The sequence below is a fragment of the Komagataeibacter ossonobensis genome (genome assembly GCF_057359305.1).
Window position 1 is genome coordinate 1 of sequence record NZ_JBXAYQ010000024.1, and the last position, 16,616, is coordinate 16,616.

The window sequence follows — 16,616 nt, forward strand, 5'->3', positions numbered from 1 at the left end:
AACCCGAGGTGGAATCGACAAACCTGACACCCAGACCGATCACGCAATCAGCATTCCTTACATAATCCGCAACACCTGGGGCAGATGCGTGGCCCCCATACGGACCCAGCCACAACGCCCCGGATTCCGGCAGCAGCGTGCGCGCGGTGGACAGGGCTGCATAGGGAATGCCGCGCTGCGTACACAGACGCAGCACAAGGTCGTGCAATCCGTACTGGCGCACCATGGCGTCCACCAGCACCACGGGCTGACGTGCCTGCGCAATGCGCTGCACCACCCACCCGACCGCCTGCGCCAGCAGGGCAGGATCCGATTTTACAACCGTCGGTGACGGCGGCGGCACGTCAACATCCACATAACAGATGTCGGAGGGGAACTGGATATAGACCGGGCGCTTGTGCGTCTGCACGGCGTGCAGCACGCGATCGGTTTCCGTCACGGCGGTTGCAGGCAGCAGGCGGGCGCTGGCAACCGTAAACTGCCGGTAGCAGGCCATGACGTTATCGTAATCGCCATCGGCCAGGGTGTGATGCACCAGGGCGCGCGACTGGATGGCATGCATGGGCGGCATGCCCGAAATCACCACCACCGGCACGCCTTCGGCGCACGCACCCGCCACGGCGGACAGCGCGGACAGGTCACCCACGCCATAGGTTACCAGCACGGCCCCGATACCCGCCATCCGCGCGTCGCCATCAGCCGCATAGGCGGCATTGAGTTCATTGCAGGTGCCAATGAACTCAATGCCGGGCGTGCGTTCGACCAGTTCAAGGAATTCGAGGTTATAATCCCCCGGGACGCCATAAATGCGCGAAACACCGATATGCCGGAGCCGGTCCAGCAGCATACTTCCGATTGATCCGCGCATGCCGTCACTTCCCTAACCTGTTGCCACCCGGCCTGAATTGGCCGGGCGGGATTCAATAGATATCAAAATCATTGTTTCCCGTGGATGAAAAGGCCATGCGCCGTTCGGTCAGGTTCAGAATCCATGAAGACATGTCCGACCGGGTCCGGGGGAACGGCAGGCGATGCACCATGGAGCGCATGCTGTAGAATTTGCGATACATGGTCTGGATGCGCTGTTCCATCTGGCCCGGCGTGCAGTTCTTGGGCCAGATATGGCAGACCTGCCCGGGCCAGCGGTCGATGTCCTCGGGGTCGATGATGCGGCCGGCCTTTTTCATGCGTTCGAACAGGGCCGTCCCCTTGGTGGGGGTCAGGATGTTGAAATAGGCCGCAGGCACCTTGTGCGCCTCAAGGAAGGACAGGGTCGCGTTATAGACATCGGGATGTTCATCATCATAACCGAAGATGAAGTTGAGCGAGTAGCTGATGTCACGCTTGCGCAGGTTGTCAAACATCTCGCCATAACGGCTGGCCTTGTTCCAGCCCTTCTTCATGCCCTGCAGCATTTCTTCATCAATGCTTTCGATGCCGATATTCACGTGCATCACGCCGCTGCGCTGGGCCAGGTCAAGGAAAGCGGTATCAAGGCACAGATTGGATGACCACAGCGTGGACCAGCGGATCTTCAGCGGTACCAGGCCCTCCATCAGTTCCATCGCGCGGCTTTTCTTGCCGCCAAAATTACTTTCCCCGAAAAAGAAGTGGCTGCCCTTGTCCTTGATCCGCTCCAGTTCGGCCACCATCTGGTCCACCGGCCGCCAGCGGTAGCGCCCGCCCAGATAGAAGCGTTCCGAACAGAAATCACACACGAACGGACACCCGCGTGAGGACTGCACCGCGAACGTGCGGAAAGGCCCGAATTTCTTCAGGTCCAGCAGTTCATAACGCGGCGACGGCAGGTCGTTGAGTTCCTTCAGGGGCGCTGCGCGATAGATCTTCTGCAGCCGGTCGGCGGCCGCGTCCTCCAGCATGGTTTTCCAGATCGGTTCGGCTTCCCCCACACCCACGGCGTCGCAGTGTTCGGCGGCTTCGTCGGCATAGAAGAAGGCGTGCGGGCCACCCATGATGACCTTGACCCCACGGCGGCGGAATTCAGCCGCGATGTCATAGGCGCGTGGAGAATGCAGCGTCCACGCCGACAGGGCGACCACATCCACCGGCACATCGAAGTCGATATCCTCAAGCTGTTCATCCAGCAGGGTGACCGTCCATTCCCGCGGGGTCAGGGCAGCAAGGTACGGCAGGGCGAGTGGCACCATCTGCCGTCGCTTGGTCTTGAAAATGGTCCGGTCGGTCTTGGACCGGTAATGCGATGGCTGGATAATCAGCAGCTTGAGATCTGTCTTGGACATGCTTCAGCTCTATGGACCCGGATGTGGTAAGGAATATCCTGATAAATAACTCTTTCTCATATCGTACGTTTTTTGTCCCACATGTCCACTGCACGAAATAAACAGCACATAATCATTCATCTTTGTATAGAATACACATATTTCACCTATCAAAAAATTGCATGATTATTTATTTTATAATTACTATTATTACTTTTTTATTATTTACATAATTTTTGATTATTATTTAAATCGTTATCTAAACTCTAATATTACACATATCTGGTTAAAGCCTGCTGCATATCTGCATTTCAGCCAAAAGAATGCCTGCAGCCTGCAATGTCTCGCGGTCCCACGTCATGGGAGCACAAGAAAACATCACAAGGCCGCACCCGCCACGTCCGTTCACGGCGCAGGCGACACGACATGCCCACGGGATGCTGCGGGCAATCCATCATTTCTGGCGGAAATACTGGCGGACCATGCGACATGGTCCAGTTGGTACGGCCTGCCGTGCCATGTTCCATGGCATCCGGCAGGCTGTACTGCAGTCTCATGCCACGCGGAATGGCATGTTCACCCAAAGACGCGCGGGCTTACGGTCCGGGCCAGTCCAGATCAGGTGAGGTCCCGGTCACGCCATCATGCTCCAGCATGTCGATAATGGCTGCGGCCGTTTCCTCTACCGAGCGATGGGTCACGTTTATGACCGGCCATTTATGTCGTGTGCACAGACGCCGCGCCCATTGCAGTTCTTCCTGCACGCTCTGCGGGTCGATATATGGCCTGACCGAGGTTGCGGACATGCCGGGGGTTGCAATCGAACGGCCGGGCAGCATCATCCCCACGCGTGAACGCCGGATTTCCAGCAAGGTATAAGGGTCAATCGTCAGCCCCACCACCAGGCCGGGAAAATCCTGCAATGCGGCCGGCAGCGGCGCATTTGGCACCAGCGGGATATTGGCCGCCCGTATCCCACGGTTGGCAAGGTAGAAGCAGGTCGGTGTCTTGGACGTGCGCGATACGCCCACCAGAACCACATCCGCCTTGGTCAGGTCCGTCGTTTTCTGTCCGTCATCATGGGAAATGACGTACTGCATCGCGTCGATACGCCGCCGGTATGTATCATCCATCACATACTGGCCGCCTGGGTGGCGTTCGGCCACGATCCCGGTCTGCTGTTCCAGGAAATGGATGGTGCCATCAAGGATGTTCTTGACCTGCACCCCCATGCGCGCACACCCCATGCGCAGCATGTTCTGCAGGTCCGGTGAGGTCAGCGAGGACAGCACCGGTCCCGGTTCATCCCCGATCCCGGCCAGCACGCGCGCAACCTGCACGCGCGTGCGGATCAGGTTCCAGTTACGTGGTGAAAACGCCGCCCCCTGAAACTGGGCACTGCAGGCGCGCATGACCGCCTCCAGCGCCTGCCCTGTCGCTTCGGAGACAAGATGCAGGATAACTTCGCCCATGGCCCTGCCTGACAGGACGCCCCACGCCGGGTGGGGCGTCCCTGATGGTTATGTTGCGTGCGAACGGCCTGCCTCAGGCAGCCTGCCCGGCTTTCTGCCGTGTGGCCAGCGCCGCCTGTGCCGCGGCAAGACGGGCCACCGGCACGCGGAAGGGCGAGCATGAGACGTAATCCAGCCCGACTTCATCAAAGAAGGCGATGGAATCCGGATCACCGCCATGTTCACCACAGATGCCCAGCTTCAGGTCCGGGCAGGTCTGCCGCCCGCGTTCCACACCCAGGCGGACCAGCGCGCCCACGCCATCACGGTCAATGGACACGAACGGGTCGCGCGGCAGCAGGCCGTTATCAACATAGTACGGCAGGAACGAACCCGCATCATCGCGCGACAGGCCGAATGTCGTCTGCGTCAGGTCATTCGTCCCGAACGAGAAGAAATCGGCATATTCCGCGATCTTGTCCGCCTGCAGCGCCGCGCGGGGCAATTCGATCATGGTGCCGATGTAGTAGTTGAGGTTCGTGCCCTCTTCCTTCAGCACGCGTGCGATCTCGTCTTCCGCGGCACGGCGGGTGGTGGCCAGTTCGGCCTGCGTCGCCACCAGCGGGATCATGATTTCAGGACGGATGGGCTTGCCCAGTTCCTTTTCCACCATAACCGCCGCCTGGATCAGCGCGCGCACCTGCATGGCATAGATTTCCGGGCTGGTCAGACCAAGGCGGCAGCCACGGTGGCCCAGCATCGGATTGGTTTCAGCCAGTGCGGCACAGCGCGCGCGCACATCATCCACGCTCTTGCCCAGTGCGTTCGCCACTTCGGCCATTTCAGCTTCGGCATGCGGCAGGAATTCATGCAGTGGCGGATCCAGCAGGCGCACCGTCACCGGCAGACCCGCCATGATACGGAACAGGCTGGCGAAATCATCACGCTGGAACGGCAGCAGGGCGGCAATCGCCTTCTGCCGCACGGCTTCATCATCAGCAATGATCATCTGGCGTACGAAACCGATCCGATCAGGACCGAAGAACATGTGTTCCGTACGGGCCAGGCCAATCCCCTCCGCCCCGAAGCGACGTGCGGTCCGCGCATCGTCCGGTGTTTCGGCATTGGCCCGCACGCCAAGACGGCGCACCGTGTCCGCCCAGCCCATGAGCGTATTGAAATCATCCGACAGCGTGGGTTCAATGGTCGGCACACGGCCAAGATAGACCGCCCCCGTCCCGCCATCGAGCGTGATCCATTCCCCCTGCGCCACGGTGTGCGACCCGACGGTCATGGTTCCTGCCGCGTAATCGACATGAATACTGCCCGCACCCGCCACGCACACGCGGCCCATGCCACGTGCGACAACGGCGGCGTGCGACGTCATGCCGCCACGGGTGGTCAGCACGCCACGGGCGGCGTGCATGCCATGCACGTCCTCGGGCGAGGTCTCGATCCGGACGAGGATCACGTCCTCCCCCTTTGCCGCGCGGGCTTCGCATTCCTCCGCCGTGAACACGACGGCACCGGCGGCGGCGCCAGGCGAGGCCGGAAGCCCACGGGTCAGCTGCACGCGTTCGGCCTTGGGGTCCAGCGTGGGATGCAGCAGCTGGTCAAGGGATGCGGCGGGAACGCGCTGGATGGCTTCTTCCTGCGTAATCAGCCCCTCGCGCGCCATGTCGATGGCAATCTTGAGTGCCGCCGCGGCCGTGCGCTTGCCGTTACGGGTCTGGAGAATGTACAGGACATTGCGCTGGACGGTGAATTCGATGTCCTGCATGTCCTTGTAATGGGTTTCCAGCACGGAACGCACACGCAGCAGCTCGGCATAGGCTTCGGGCAGCGTGGTTTCCATCGGGTGCTGACCGGCCTCGGCACGGGCGCAGGCCATGGGCTGCGGGGTACGGATGCCCGCCACCACGTCCTCGCCCTGCGCGTTGATCAGGTATTCACCATAGAAAATGTTTTCACCCGTCGACGGGTCGCGCGTGAAGCATACGCCGGTGGCGCAGTCATCGCCCATGTTGCCAAACACCATGGACTGCACATTGACCGCAGTCCCCCACGAGGCCGGGATTTCATGCAGCTTGCGGTACGTATTGGCGCGCGGGTTCATCCATGAGCCGAATACCGCGCCAATGGCGCCCCAAAGCTGGTCATGCGGGTTGGTGGGGAATTCGGTCCCGGCATGGGTGCTGATGATATGGCGGTAGTCCACCACGATGGCGCGCCACTGGTCAGCCGTGACGGCCGTATCGTCTTCCACGCGATTTGCGCGCTTGAACTGTTCAAGCACGTCCTCGAAATGATGATGCGGCACGCCCATCACGACCGAGCCGTACATCTGGATGAAACGGCGGTAGCTGTCCCATGCGAACCGCGCGTCACCGGAGGAGCGGGCAAGCCCTTCCACCGTTTCGTCATTCAGGCCCAGGTTCAGCACGGTATCCATCATGCCCGGCATGGACACGCGCGCGCCGGAACGGACCGAGACCAGCAGCGGCGCGTTAGCATCGCCAAAACGCAGGCCCATCGACTGCTCGACCCGGTTCAGGGCGGCGGCGACCTGCGCCTCCAGCGCGGCGGGATACTTCCGGCCATTTTCATAAAAGGCCGAACAGACTTCCGTTGTAATGGTAAAGCCCGGCGGTACGGGCAGGCCATTTGCAGCCATTTCCGCCAGGTTGGCACCCTTGCCGCCCAGAAGGTTGCGCATATCCGCGCGCCCCTCGTTCAGGCCATCTCCGAAGCTGTATACCCATTTGGTCATGTCTGTTCGTTCCTACGCGCGTCCGTCTGTCAGAAATGACGCCTGATCCGGAACAGGGTAAAAAAACAGGCGACCGCGCTATTAGTATTGTTTGTTGTTGGCAGGTCCGGGCATTGAAAATAACCGCCACGGGCAAGCGCGGGCAATCACTATTTTAGCGCACCGTATGATTGATGCCGACTGCCCCCGACATGGCGACAGGCATGACCAACAGGAAAAATTTTTCATAAATCTTTATTTTACAATGCATTATATGAAATTTTTTATCCCTGACGGGCGCAGAAGGGCATGACGAAGCGCCTTAAATATTATATTTAATGATATTAGTTATTATTTTTTTAAATTAATTTTTAGTCAATTCCATTCTGCCAAAGCATGTCCAGCAGTTGTGCAATGCAACAAAAGAATTGCGCAGCGCACAATAATAAAAACGTAATTACAAAAAATATGCTTAAAAATTTCAAAATTACTTTGAAACCATCTCAATTATGTTGACACCTGCGCCCTGTTTCCAGAAACATCCCCTGCGGCCACACAAAAAAACAAGAAGTCACGGTCAAAATGAAAAAAACCATATTCCTCCTCCTGCCCTTTGCGGGTCTCCTGTGGGTTCCGTTGTACAACCGGCATGACCCGGTGCTGTTCGGCTTCCCGTTTTTCTACTGGTACCAGTTTGCGTGGGTTCCGGTCACATCCGTCCTGATCTGGATGGCATGGAAAACGGACCGTCAGTCATGAACACAGCAATCCTGCCTGACAATGCCGCCATCAGCGTATTCGTCGTCTGTTTCGTTGCCACCATCATGCTGGGCAGCACGGTGCGGCTATGGCGACCACTGCTGAACCGCCGCAAGCGCACAGACAGTCATAGCGAAGGGGAAGAATGGGGACTGGGCGGGCGTGAATTCGGCGCCTGGGTCACATGGTTTCTGGTGGGCGGGGATTTCTACACCGCCTATACGGTCATTGCCGTACCGGCGCTGGTCTATTCCACCGGGGGGTTCGGTTTCTTCGCGCTGCCTTACACCATTATCGTCTATCCCTTCATTTTTGCCGTCATGCCCCGGCTGTGGACCATCGCGCGTGACGGTGGCCATGCCACGGCGGCGGATATCGTACGCGCGCGCTTTGGCAGCCGGACGCTGGAACTGATGGTGGCGGTCAGCGGGCTTGTCGCCGTGCTGCCCTATATCGCGCTGCAGCTGATCGGCATCCGCACGGTGATCGAGGCGCTTGGCTTCACCGGCACGCTGCCGCTGCTGATCGCATTTGTCTCCCTTGCCGCCTATACGTGGCTGGGTGGGCTGCATGCCCCCGCGCTGACCGCCTTCATCAAGGACGTGATGATCTATATCGCGGTGCTGGCGGCGGTCATCATCGTGCCGATCCACCTTGGCGGGTACGGGGCGATGTTCCATTCGACAGCCAGCCACCTGCCCGGCGTGCCGGACGGCCATATCGTGGCGCAGGGGCAGGTGGTGCCCTATGCAACACTTGCCCTGTCCTCGGCCTTTGCCGCCTTTCTGTATCCCCATACGCTGACCGGGATCCTGGCGGCGAAATCGGCCGATACGATCCGGCAGAATGCGGTTTTCCTGCCTGCCTATACCATTGTGCTGGGACTGATCGCGCTGCTGGGGCTTATGGCGCATGCGGCGGGGATCGTGACGACATCTTCATCCCAGGTGGTGCCGCAACTTTTCCTTGCGATTTTCCCGTCATGGTTCGCGGGGTTCTGTTTTGCCGCAATCGCCGTGGGAGCGCTGGTACCCGCATCCGTCATGGCGATCGGGGCGGCTAACCTGATCATGCATAACATCCTGCCCCACCGCAGCGACTCGGTAACCGGTTCGCGCGTGGCCGGATTCGCGGTCAAGGTTGGCGCGCTGGGCTGCGTAATCTTCCTGAACGCCAAATTCGCCATCGACCTGCAGCTGCTGGGCGGGGTCATCATCCTGCAGACCTTTCCCGCACTGATCATGGGGCTGCTGCCGCTGCGCCTGCCCGCCCCTGCGCTGGTTGCGGGGTGGGTAATCGGGTCGGTTACCGGGCTGGGGCTGTGCTGGATTGATGGGTTGAAGCCGGTGCATCCGGTCGCGTTTGCCGGTTTTTCGGCGTCCGTTTCAACCGGACTGCTGGCGCTGGGCATCAATATTGCCGTGACCCTGCTGCTGGGGGCCATGATCCGGCTGGCGCTGGGGGCTTCCCCATCCACCCTGCGCCCGGGCAGCATCCGGCGCTGAACCCTGCCCGACGTTCATGTGGTGTGGAACCGTCACATGAACGCATCCCTGGCATTTTCACAAAATTACGGCCCCTGTCATATGACCGGGGCCGTTTTCTGTATTGGCGGGCTGGATGCGCATGTCAGGCCATGCGTACCGGAAAGAATCCGGCGGGCCGAGACTGTTTGAAAGCAGCCCCGGAAATAAAGCCTTTCGGGCGTTGCCTTTTCCCATAAAAGGCAACGAATCCTGAAGCTTTTTGAAAAAAGCTTCATCAAAAACTTTTAAGATTGCATGGGTTTGCAGAGATGACTGTCCACATAGTCCTCTACATTGCCTGTGACACGATTTCAGCATGCCTGTTCATGGTATCCGCAATGTTCGCGCGGCCCTGACGGGCAATCTGCCGCAACAGGCACACCACGCCTGGTACACAGTTGCCGCACTGGGCACGACATCCCTTGGATTCATAAACTTCCTTAGGCCGGACAGCCCCATTACGCGCGGCTGTTTCCACATCTGTATCGGTCAGCATATTGCAGGAGCAGACAAACATTTATCTATCCCAATCGATGATGTGGACACACCATAATCACGAATGAGAACAAATCGCAATACACTTATTTCACGCTCTCTGAAGCAGCGAGCGCTTGCCGGTCTCCCACGCCGGATTCATATTCACATGTTACCATTATCATTACGTGCGATAATTTTGTAAGGGTTTGGACAAACCGGGCATCCTGTCCTGTCGCCTCCTTCCTGCGTGGCCGCAATATCGTGACAACAATGACTGCGAGACCGGAACCTGCAATCCGCCCTTCCCCTTGCAGGGAAACAAAGGGGGCAGCCATGGCCACGTCGTTGCACATGGCAGATGAAATCGACAGAATAAGCAGCAATATCAATCACCGGCATTGGCGTAGTCATTGCCAGATATCCATACCGGTACGGGGCGGTGGGCATGAAAATATATTCCGATCAGGAAACGCGCGACTTCCTGCCGTTTCCCCCCCTGGTCAACGCGCTGGCGCTCGCCATGCAGGAACTGGAACGGGGCCAGATCCAGTGTCCGGAACGGACAACCGTGCGCACCCATGACCATGCAGGCGCGCTGATGACCATGCCATCGGTTGGCCGCGATATCATGGTCACAAAACTGCTGACCCTGTTTGGCGGCAATCCCGCCCTTGGCCTGCCAACCATACAGGGCCAGGTCATCTGCGCCGAAGCCTGCACCGGGCGTTTCCTGTTCACACTTGACGGGCCAACCGTCACCATGCGTCGCACCGCCGCGGTCAGCATGCTGGGTATCCGTACGCTGGCGCGCGGCCCGGTCCGGCGCGTGCTGGTCATTGGCACCGGCACGCAGGCACTGGCCCACCTGCAGGCATTATGCGCCCTGTATCCCGGCATTACCGTTGCCATTCGCGGGCGCACGCTGCAACGGGCACGGGATTTCTGCCTGGAACACCAGACACCCGCCCTTACCCTGCGCCCTGAAAAAGCGCAGGAGGAACCGTTTGATGTCATAATCACCGTCACGGCCAGCACGTCGGTCATTTATAATGAACCCGCCCGCGCGGACTGTCTGGTCATTGGTGTAGGCGCCTACCGGACCGACATGGTTGAAATCGGACCGGAAACCATAGCAGGCAGCGCGCTGTACGTGGATGACGCCATCGGCGCACCGGTCGAGGCAGGCGACCTGTATCAGGCCGGTGTGGACTGGAACAATGTCCATCCCCTGTCCCGCGCACTGGATGACGGGCCGCCTGCTGATGGCAGACCCGTTTTTTTCAAATCCGTCGGATGTTCCGCATGGGATCTGGCAGCCTGCCGGGTGGCGCGCCTGCATGGGGCGGAATAACCCTGTACCGAGATCCGTTTCCCACCCTGCAGGAGGATAATGGCCATGAACCAGATAAACAGCCCTGCGCAGACAATCTATGTCGCGCATGAATATTACGATATCCGCGCGGAACTGGAAAAACGCCCTGGCAGTCCCCCCTGTGTGCAGGTACAGACATTCACGCAGCTGGAACAGATCATACCACAGGCAGAAATACTGGTAGTGTCCATGTTATGGCGCGACACCCTGCTGGAACGCGCGCCAAGGCTGAAACTGATACAGTCCATCAGTTCGGGGGTGGAGCAGTTTGATCTGGAACAGATCAGGGCACGCAACATCCATCTGTGCAATGCGCGCGGGGCGAATGCCGCCGCGGTTGCCGAACATGCACTTGCCCTGATGCTCAACCTGTCACGCCGGTTGTATGAGGCACGCGATAACCAGCACCGCACCCACTGGTCGGGCACCGGCATGGATGGCCGCCCCCGCCTGCAGGAACTGACCGGCAAAACGGTGCTGATCGTGGGCATGGGCACCATTGGCGACCGGCTGGCGCGGATCTGTCTGGCGCTGGGCATGCGCGTCTGTGGCATGCGCCACAGCACGCGGCCGCTGGATGTGCCCGGCGTTACACAGGTTATGGCCGATGACCTGCATGCCGCCATGGGTCAGGCCGATCATATCGTGCTGACCTGCCCCCTGACCCCACAGACCGAAGGGTTGATGAACCAGCGCGCCTTTGCCGCCATGAAGCGCGATGCCTGCCTTATCAACGTGGCGCGTGGGCGGGTCGTGGATGAAACCGCCCTAATCGCCGCCCTGCGCACGAACGCCATCGCGGGTGCTGCCCTCGACACCTATGCGGATGAACCGCTCCCCCCCACTTCCCCGCTGTGGCAATTGCCCAATCTGGTCATGACCAGCCATGTCGCGGGGGAAACGCAGTTCTATGAACACAATGTCGTGGATATTTTACTGGATAATATCAGGGCGCTGGAAACCGGCGGTCCGTTGCGTAACCAGATTGTATGAAAATATGAATCATTAAAGAAAATTGTGGTGAAGCTTTCTCAAGCTTCAAGGAATGCCGCCTTTTGGGAAAAGGCGGCACGCATAAATTTTTATTATTGTTCAGATACTTTCCCCGGCATGCTTTTTCAGCATGATCAGCGCAAGCAGATAGACAATCAGCCCCCCCACTGAAAACAACGCCCCACCCCAGCCCAGCGCGCCGTAACCGAACTGTCGTGCCAGCAGAAAACTGCCCCCCGCCGCCCCCACGGCATTGGCGATATTGAACGCGGAATGATTGAGGGAGGCCGCAAGCGTCTGCGCATCCCCGGCAAAATCCATCAGGCGTGTCTGCAACGCAGGCCCAAGCGCATTGACAAAGGTTGGCACCAGGAACACGTCAGCCATCAGCGCGATCTGGCTGTGCAGGATATAGGGAAATACCAGCATGGCCACGGCACTGCCTGCCAGCGCGATCAGTGCGGCAAGGTCAAGGTTGCGGTCCACCAGCCATGCGCCCGCATTGGCACCCGCCAGCATGCCCGCGCCCCATACCACCATATACACCATGGATTCCCATTCGGGCACGTGGGTCACATTCTGCAGCACACTGGTCAGGTAGGTATAGATCGTAAACATGCCGCCAAAGCCGATGGCCGCGGTCAGCAATGTCAGCAGCACCTGCGCATTGCCCATGGCGCTGACTTCCCGGAAGGGAGAATTCTGCCGGTTTGGCTGATCGGCGGGAATATAGCGCCACACCCCCAGGAACGTGACGAAACCAAGAATGGCGATCGTAAGATACGCCATACGCCAGCCCAGGTGATTGGCGGCGAATGTTGAAAACGGCGCACCGATCAGGGTCGCAATGGCAATACCCGACAGCACCCGCCCCACGGCCCAGCCCCGTCGCGCGCGTTCCACCATGGATGCGCCAACCAGTGCGGAAATCCCGAATAGTGCCCCATGCGGCAGGCCGGTAATGAAACGCGCGACCTCCACCAGTCCGGGCGTCGGCATGACAATGCTCAGGATATTCCCGAAACAGAACAGCAGCAGCAGCACCAGCAGCAGTTCACGCCGCGAAAGCCGCGCGCCCAGAATGGTGATGAGCGGCGCACCGATCACCACACCCAGCGCATAGGCGGTAATGACATAACCGGCATCAGCCACGGACAATCTGAGGGACCCGGCGAATTCCGGCAGCATGCCCATGATGGCGAATTCCCCCGTCCCCACGACAAATGTGCCAAATGTGAGGATGAAGAAAGCAGCGGTTTTCCCATGCGGGGGCGCGACCTGCGTGATCGCGCCCTTGGGCTGCGTGTTATCTGACATGACGTACCATCCAAAAAGGGCAATCAGGCGGCAGGCTGCGTGGCAGCACGGGCAATGGCAATGTCATCTTCCGTACTGGCGCCCGACACGCCGATCGCGCCCAGCACGACGCCATCCGCCCCCTTCAGCACGACACCGCCACCGAAGCTGGTCAGGCCACCATTGGTGTTTTCCAGGCTGTAGGCCGCACCATCGGGATGCGCGATCGTGCCGAATACGGCGCTGTCCATCTGGAACAGGACGGCCGTGCGGGCCTTCTTCTGGCTGACCTCGATCGCGCCAAGCGGACAGCCATCCATACGGATGAAGGCCATGGGCCACGCTGCCGCATCCACGATGGAAATACTGACGCTGACACCCAGATGTTCCGCCTCGGACCGGGCGGCGTCAAGTAGGGACATGGCACGGGAAAGCTGCACGGTAAAAACCCTCTGTCTTGCGAAGAATAAAGACAGGTTAGACACACGCCTGCGGAATGAAACATGCAAAGACGTGACCGCGCCATTTCTTCAACATTGTTGAACTGATACCTGTTCCACATACCGCATCATCATCCACCCCAGTTGCGCAAGACAGGTGCGGGACAGACGGGACGCCGGGCCGGTCAGGCCGATGCTGGCGCGGACTTCCCCCCGTTCACGCCATGGAATGGCGACACAGTTCCAGCCGGGGCGGCAGGCCCCGATATCAATCGCGTAGCCTTTTACCCTGACCGCCTCGATCCGGGTCAGGGTCCGGACATCCAGTGCGCCAACGCGGGTCGCCATAACCCGCTTGCGCAAGCCAGGCACAAACGCAAGGAACACCAGCCCCACCGCAGAACCTTCAAGCTGTTCATGCAGCGGCGGCCTGCCATCGGCTGTCCCGTCATGGCTTTCGAACACCTCCAGATAGGCCGCTTCGTCCCCACTGGGCACGGCCAGATAGACGGTCATGCCACTGTCCCGTGCAATCGCCTGCATGACGGGGCGCAACCGCGCACGCAGGACATTGTCGTCGCCCGCGATGCGCGCAAGGTTCAGGATACGCCCCCCCAGATGGTAGCGCACGTCCCCATGCCTGCGCTGCACATATCCCAGATGGTCAAGGGTCTGGAGGATGTTGTGCGCCGTCGTCTTGCCCAGTCCCGATATCGCGGCAATGTCCTGCAGCCTTGCGCAACCACCCTTCTGTGCAATGATTTCCAAGATGGCGGCTGAACGTTCGATGGACTGGATCAGTCGGGGTATTTTTTCCACGGGCGATATGTTTCCGGCTATATCAGGGATATCCTGCCCTGCCTGTGCATTGTGCCGCAGGTTTCGGACCAGAATGATCCCTACAGGATTTCATCACCCCCGAATAACCCGGAACGGAACAGAAACCTGTCGGGTTATCTTGCTCCCGGGTCTGGAAAAAAATATGCAGATCGTATATATCTTCTTCCATGCGCCTGACCCTGCATACAGATTACGCCCTGCGGACACTGATCTATCTGGGGATCCATACGGATCGCCTGACGTCCATCCGTGAAGTGGCGCAGGCCTATGGCATTTCGGAAAACCATCTGGTCAAGATCATACACAAGCTGGGTCAGGCCGGCTTTGTCGAAACCATCCGGGGCCGTAATGGCGGCCTGAAGCTGGGACGGCCGGCAAGCGCCATCGTGCTGGGGGACGTGGTGCGCCATACGGAAGAAGACATGGCGCTGGTCACATGCATGCACCCTGCGGAGGCAGACAGCAAGGCCACCAGCTGCATCCTGGCGGATGTCTGTCGCCTGCGGGGCGTACTGGGGGAAGCGCTGGGTTCCTTTATCGCCGTCATGGACCACTATACGCTTGCTGATGTCATAACGGATCAGGAACGCCAGCGCCTGGGTCGTCCCCTGCCCGTCTGATCCCATATGCCCGTTGGGGTTGTGGAATGAACTCCATTTTACAATTCCACGCCTGCCGGGGCCGATCACTGATCTAACCGCGGAAAACCGGCAGATTTCCCCTGTCCGGCGTATTCCGCAACCATGCGGGACAATGATTTTTTGCACGTTTCAAGGGTTGGTGATACCTGAAACGATTCTTGCACGCCTGCTGGTGAAATATATACTTCTTGACGAAACTCTGAGGAACCTACTGCCAATGGCTTACGCTACGACCAACCCTTATACTGGCGAGACGCTCGAGACGTTTCCCAATGCCACGGATCAGGAAGTCCAGACCGCACTGACCGAAGCATATGATGTTTTCAAGACCTGGCGGCATACATCCTTTGCCGAACGCGCGAAGGTCATGACGGCGGCAGGCCAGATCCTGCGCCGCGATATCGACAAATACGCCCGCCTGGCGACGCTGGAAATGGGCAAGACCTTTGCCGAGGCGAAGGCCGAGACCATCCTGTCGGCCGAAATCTTTGAATACTACGCAACGCATGCCGAACGCCTGCTGGCGCCAGAAAAACTGCCGGTCGCGGATCCGAAGGAAGGCGACGCCATCCTGATCCACCAGCCGCAGGGCATTGTCTTTGCGATCGAGCCGTGGAACTTCCCGTACTACCAGATCGCCCGCATCATCGCGCCGCAGCTTTCGGCCGGTAACACGGTGCTGCTCAAGCACGCTTCCAACGTGCCGCAGTGCGCGGCGGCTTTCGACAGCCTGATGGCGGAAGCCGGCCTGCCCAAGGGTGGGTTCCGCAACCTGTACGCCGCGCGCCACCACACGGAAATGATCCTGAGCGACCCGCGCGTCTGTGGTGTTGCCCTGACCGGTTCCGAAGGTGCGGGCACCATCATCGCAGGTGTCGCGGCCAAAGCGCTGAAGAAGTCCACCATGGAACTGGGTGGTTCCGACGCCTTCGTGGTGCTGGATGACGCCGATCTGGAAAAGACCGTCAAATGGGCCGTGTTCGGTCGTCACTGGAACGCTGGTCAGGTCTGTGTGTCCGCCAAGCGCCTGATTGTGGCCGATGCCATCTATGACAGGTTTGTCGAACTGTACAAGAAGGGCGTTGCCGAACTGAAGGCTGGCGACCCGATGGACCCGGCCACCACGCTGGCACCGCTGTCATCGCAGAAAGCGGCTGACGACCTGATGGCGCAGGTTGAAGAAGCCAAGAAGCATGGTGCGGTTGTTGAAACCATTGGCGCGCCGGTACCCGAAAAGGGTGCGTTCTTCCGTCCGCTGCTGATGACCAACCTGCACAAGGACAACGAAGCCCGTCACTGGGAATTCTTTGGCCCGGTCACCCAGCTGTACCGTGCGAAGGATGATGCGGACGCCGTCCGTATCGCCAATGACTCCCCCTACGGTCTGGGCGGCGCTGTCTTTACGCGAGACACCCAGCGCGGCGTGAAGGTGGCTGAACAGATCTATACCGGCATGGTGTACGTCAACCACCCGACCATGGTGAAGGCCGACCTGCCCTTCGGCGGTGTCGCCCGTTCGGGCTACGGCCGCGAACTGATCGGTCTTGGCATCAAGGAATTCGTCAATCACAAGCTGATTGATGTCGTGGATATCGACGCCCCGTTCTGATCGGGTCACTATCTCCAGACACGCGGCCTGTCATGAACACAGGCCGCGCCACTGGCTGACCCGCTGGGCAGCCGGTGGCCTGTCCGGCTTCCTTTCGCCAGACACCTTTTTACAATAAGAAATAATTATCCGTTCCAATTTTATGTAAACTGATCCAGTTACATAAAAACAGACGCTGCCAGCCCTATGAAATACATGGTTCATGCGCACTACAGGGTGGCGC

14 protein-coding genes are annotated in these 16,616 nt (G+C 59.3%); 6 read left to right on the top strand and 8 right to left on the bottom strand.

Annotated elements, in window-relative coordinates; all coding sequences use genetic code 11:
- The 4 genes from AC1RQ9_RS12680 to ppdK all read right to left on the bottom strand — a co-directional run.
- The coding region (locus AC1RQ9_RS12680; RefSeq protein WP_485987230.1) for a thiamine pyrophosphate-binding protein at positions 1-868 on the bottom strand (868 nt) is incomplete at its 3' end.
- 52 nt (positions 869-920) lie between these two features.
- Positions 921-2,261 (bottom strand): B12-binding domain-containing radical SAM protein, encoded by a 1,341-nt coding sequence (locus tag AC1RQ9_RS12685; protein WP_485987231.1) that lies wholly within the window; start codon positions 2,259-2,261, stop codon positions 921-923.
- A gap of 575 nt (positions 2,262-2,836) precedes the next feature.
- Positions 2,837-3,712, bottom strand: coding sequence for a pyruvate, water dikinase regulatory protein (locus AC1RQ9_RS12690; protein WP_193732579.1), 876 nt, complete (start codon positions 3,710-3,712; stop codon positions 2,837-2,839).
- Between the two features lie 73 nt (positions 3,713-3,785).
- Positions 3,786-6,461: a pyruvate, phosphate dikinase gene (ppdK, locus tag AC1RQ9_RS12695; protein WP_193732580.1), complete on the bottom strand. Its 2,676-nt coding sequence runs from the start codon at positions 6,459-6,461 to the stop codon at positions 3,786-3,788.
- Positions 6,462-7,022: 561 nt separating this feature from the next.
- On the opposite strand from ppdK, the gene AC1RQ9_RS12700 reads away from it, so the two are divergent.
- Entirely contained in the window at positions 7,023-7,199 is a 177-nt protein-coding gene (locus AC1RQ9_RS12700) for a DUF3311 domain-containing protein (RefSeq protein WP_010506883.1), read from the top strand.
- Positions 7,196-8,704: a sodium:solute symporter family protein gene (locus tag AC1RQ9_RS12705; protein WP_485987232.1), complete on the top strand. Its 1,509-nt coding sequence runs from the start codon at positions 7,196-7,198 to the stop codon at positions 8,702-8,704. Before AC1RQ9_RS12700 ends, AC1RQ9_RS12705 begins: the two co-directional genes overlap by 4 nt.
- Before the next feature lie 310 nt (positions 8,705-9,014).
- Here AC1RQ9_RS12705 and AC1RQ9_RS12710 read toward each other — a convergent pair whose 3' ends face one another.
- The gene (locus AC1RQ9_RS12710; protein ID WP_193732583.1) at positions 9,015-9,242 is read right to left on the bottom strand and encodes a (2Fe-2S)-binding protein; all 228 of its coding nucleotides are present in this window, start codon (positions 9,240-9,242) and stop codon (positions 9,015-9,017) included.
- Between the two features lie 405 nt (positions 9,243-9,647).
- On the opposite strand from AC1RQ9_RS12710, the gene AC1RQ9_RS12715 reads away from it, so the two are divergent.
- Together AC1RQ9_RS12715 and AC1RQ9_RS12720 are read left to right on the top strand one after the other, a co-directional pair.
- Positions 9,648-10,553: a delta(1)-pyrroline-2-carboxylate reductase family protein gene (locus AC1RQ9_RS12715; protein WP_485987233.1), complete on the top strand. Its 906-nt coding sequence runs from the start codon at positions 9,648-9,650 to the stop codon at positions 10,551-10,553.
- A 45-nt stretch (positions 10,554-10,598) separates the two neighbouring features.
- Positions 10,599-11,567 (top strand): D-2-hydroxyacid dehydrogenase, encoded by a 969-nt coding sequence (locus tag AC1RQ9_RS12720; protein WP_485987234.1) that lies wholly within the window; start codon positions 10,599-10,601, stop codon positions 11,565-11,567.
- A gap of 99 nt (positions 11,568-11,666) precedes the next feature.
- Here AC1RQ9_RS12720 and AC1RQ9_RS12725 read toward each other — a convergent pair whose 3' ends face one another.
- The 3 genes from AC1RQ9_RS12725 to AC1RQ9_RS12735 form a co-directional block, all read right to left on the bottom strand.
- Positions 11,667-12,884, bottom strand: a complete 1,218-nt coding sequence (locus tag AC1RQ9_RS12725) for an MFS transporter (RefSeq protein WP_485987235.1) — start codon at positions 12,882-12,884, stop codon at positions 11,667-11,669.
- A 23-nt stretch (positions 12,885-12,907) separates the two neighbouring features.
- On the bottom strand, positions 12,908-13,303 hold the full coding sequence (locus AC1RQ9_RS12730) for a GlcG/HbpS family heme-binding protein (RefSeq protein ID WP_485987236.1): 396 nt from the start codon (positions 13,301-13,303) through the stop codon (positions 12,908-12,910).
- A gap of 90 nt (positions 13,304-13,393) precedes the next feature.
- Entirely contained in the window at positions 13,394-14,122 is a 729-nt protein-coding gene (locus AC1RQ9_RS12735) for an IclR family transcriptional regulator (RefSeq protein WP_485987237.1), read from the bottom strand.
- Between the two features lie 188 nt (positions 14,123-14,310).
- Between AC1RQ9_RS12735 and AC1RQ9_RS12740 the strand changes: the two genes are divergently transcribed.
- Together AC1RQ9_RS12740 and AC1RQ9_RS12745 are read left to right on the top strand one after the other, a co-directional pair.
- Positions 14,311-14,763, top strand: a complete 453-nt coding sequence (locus AC1RQ9_RS12740) for an Rrf2 family transcriptional regulator (RefSeq protein WP_193732589.1) — start codon at positions 14,311-14,313, stop codon at positions 14,761-14,763.
- Positions 14,764-15,001: 238 nt separating this feature from the next.
- Positions 15,002-16,393, top strand: a complete 1,392-nt coding sequence (locus AC1RQ9_RS12745; RefSeq protein WP_485987238.1) for an NAD-dependent succinate-semialdehyde dehydrogenase — start codon at positions 15,002-15,004, stop codon at positions 16,391-16,393.
- Positions 16,394-16,616 lie beyond the last annotated feature (223 nt).

Excerpts from the sequence above, each read along its gene's own strand:
- AC1RQ9_RS12690 (WP_193732579.1), bottom strand. The coding sequence starts at position 3,712 with ATGGGCGAAGTTATCCTGCATCTTGTCTCCGAAGCGACAGGGCAGGCG.
- AC1RQ9_RS12725 (WP_485987235.1), bottom strand. The coding sequence starts at position 12,884 with ATGTCAGATAACACGCAGCCCAAGGGCGCGATCACGCAGGTCGCGCCC.
- ppdK (WP_193732580.1), bottom strand. The coding sequence starts at position 6,461 with ATGACCAAATGGGTATACAGCTTCGGAGATGGCCTGAACGAGGGGCGC.
- AC1RQ9_RS12720 (WP_485987234.1), top strand. The coding sequence starts at position 10,599 with ATGAACCAGATAAACAGCCCTGCGCAGACAATCTATGTCGCGCATGAA.
- AC1RQ9_RS12715 (WP_485987233.1), top strand. The coding sequence starts at position 9,648 with ATGAAAATATATTCCGATCAGGAAACGCGCGACTTCCTGCCGTTTCCC.
- AC1RQ9_RS12685 (WP_485987231.1), bottom strand. The coding sequence starts at position 2,261 with ATGTCCAAGACAGATCTCAAGCTGCTGATTATCCAGCCATCGCATTAC.
- AC1RQ9_RS12700 (WP_010506883.1), top strand. The coding sequence starts at position 7,023 with ATGAAAAAAACCATATTCCTCCTCCTGCCCTTTGCGGGTCTCCTGTGG.
- AC1RQ9_RS12740 (WP_193732589.1), top strand. The coding sequence starts at position 14,311 with ATGCGCCTGACCCTGCATACAGATTACGCCCTGCGGACACTGATCTAT.
- AC1RQ9_RS12705 (WP_485987232.1), top strand. The coding sequence starts at position 7,196 with ATGAACACAGCAATCCTGCCTGACAATGCCGCCATCAGCGTATTCGTC.
- AC1RQ9_RS12710 (WP_193732583.1), bottom strand. The coding sequence starts at position 9,242 with ATGTTTGTCTGCTCCTGCAATATGCTGACCGATACAGATGTGGAAACA.
- AC1RQ9_RS12745 (WP_485987238.1), top strand. The coding sequence starts at position 15,002 with ATGGCTTACGCTACGACCAACCCTTATACTGGCGAGACGCTCGAGACG.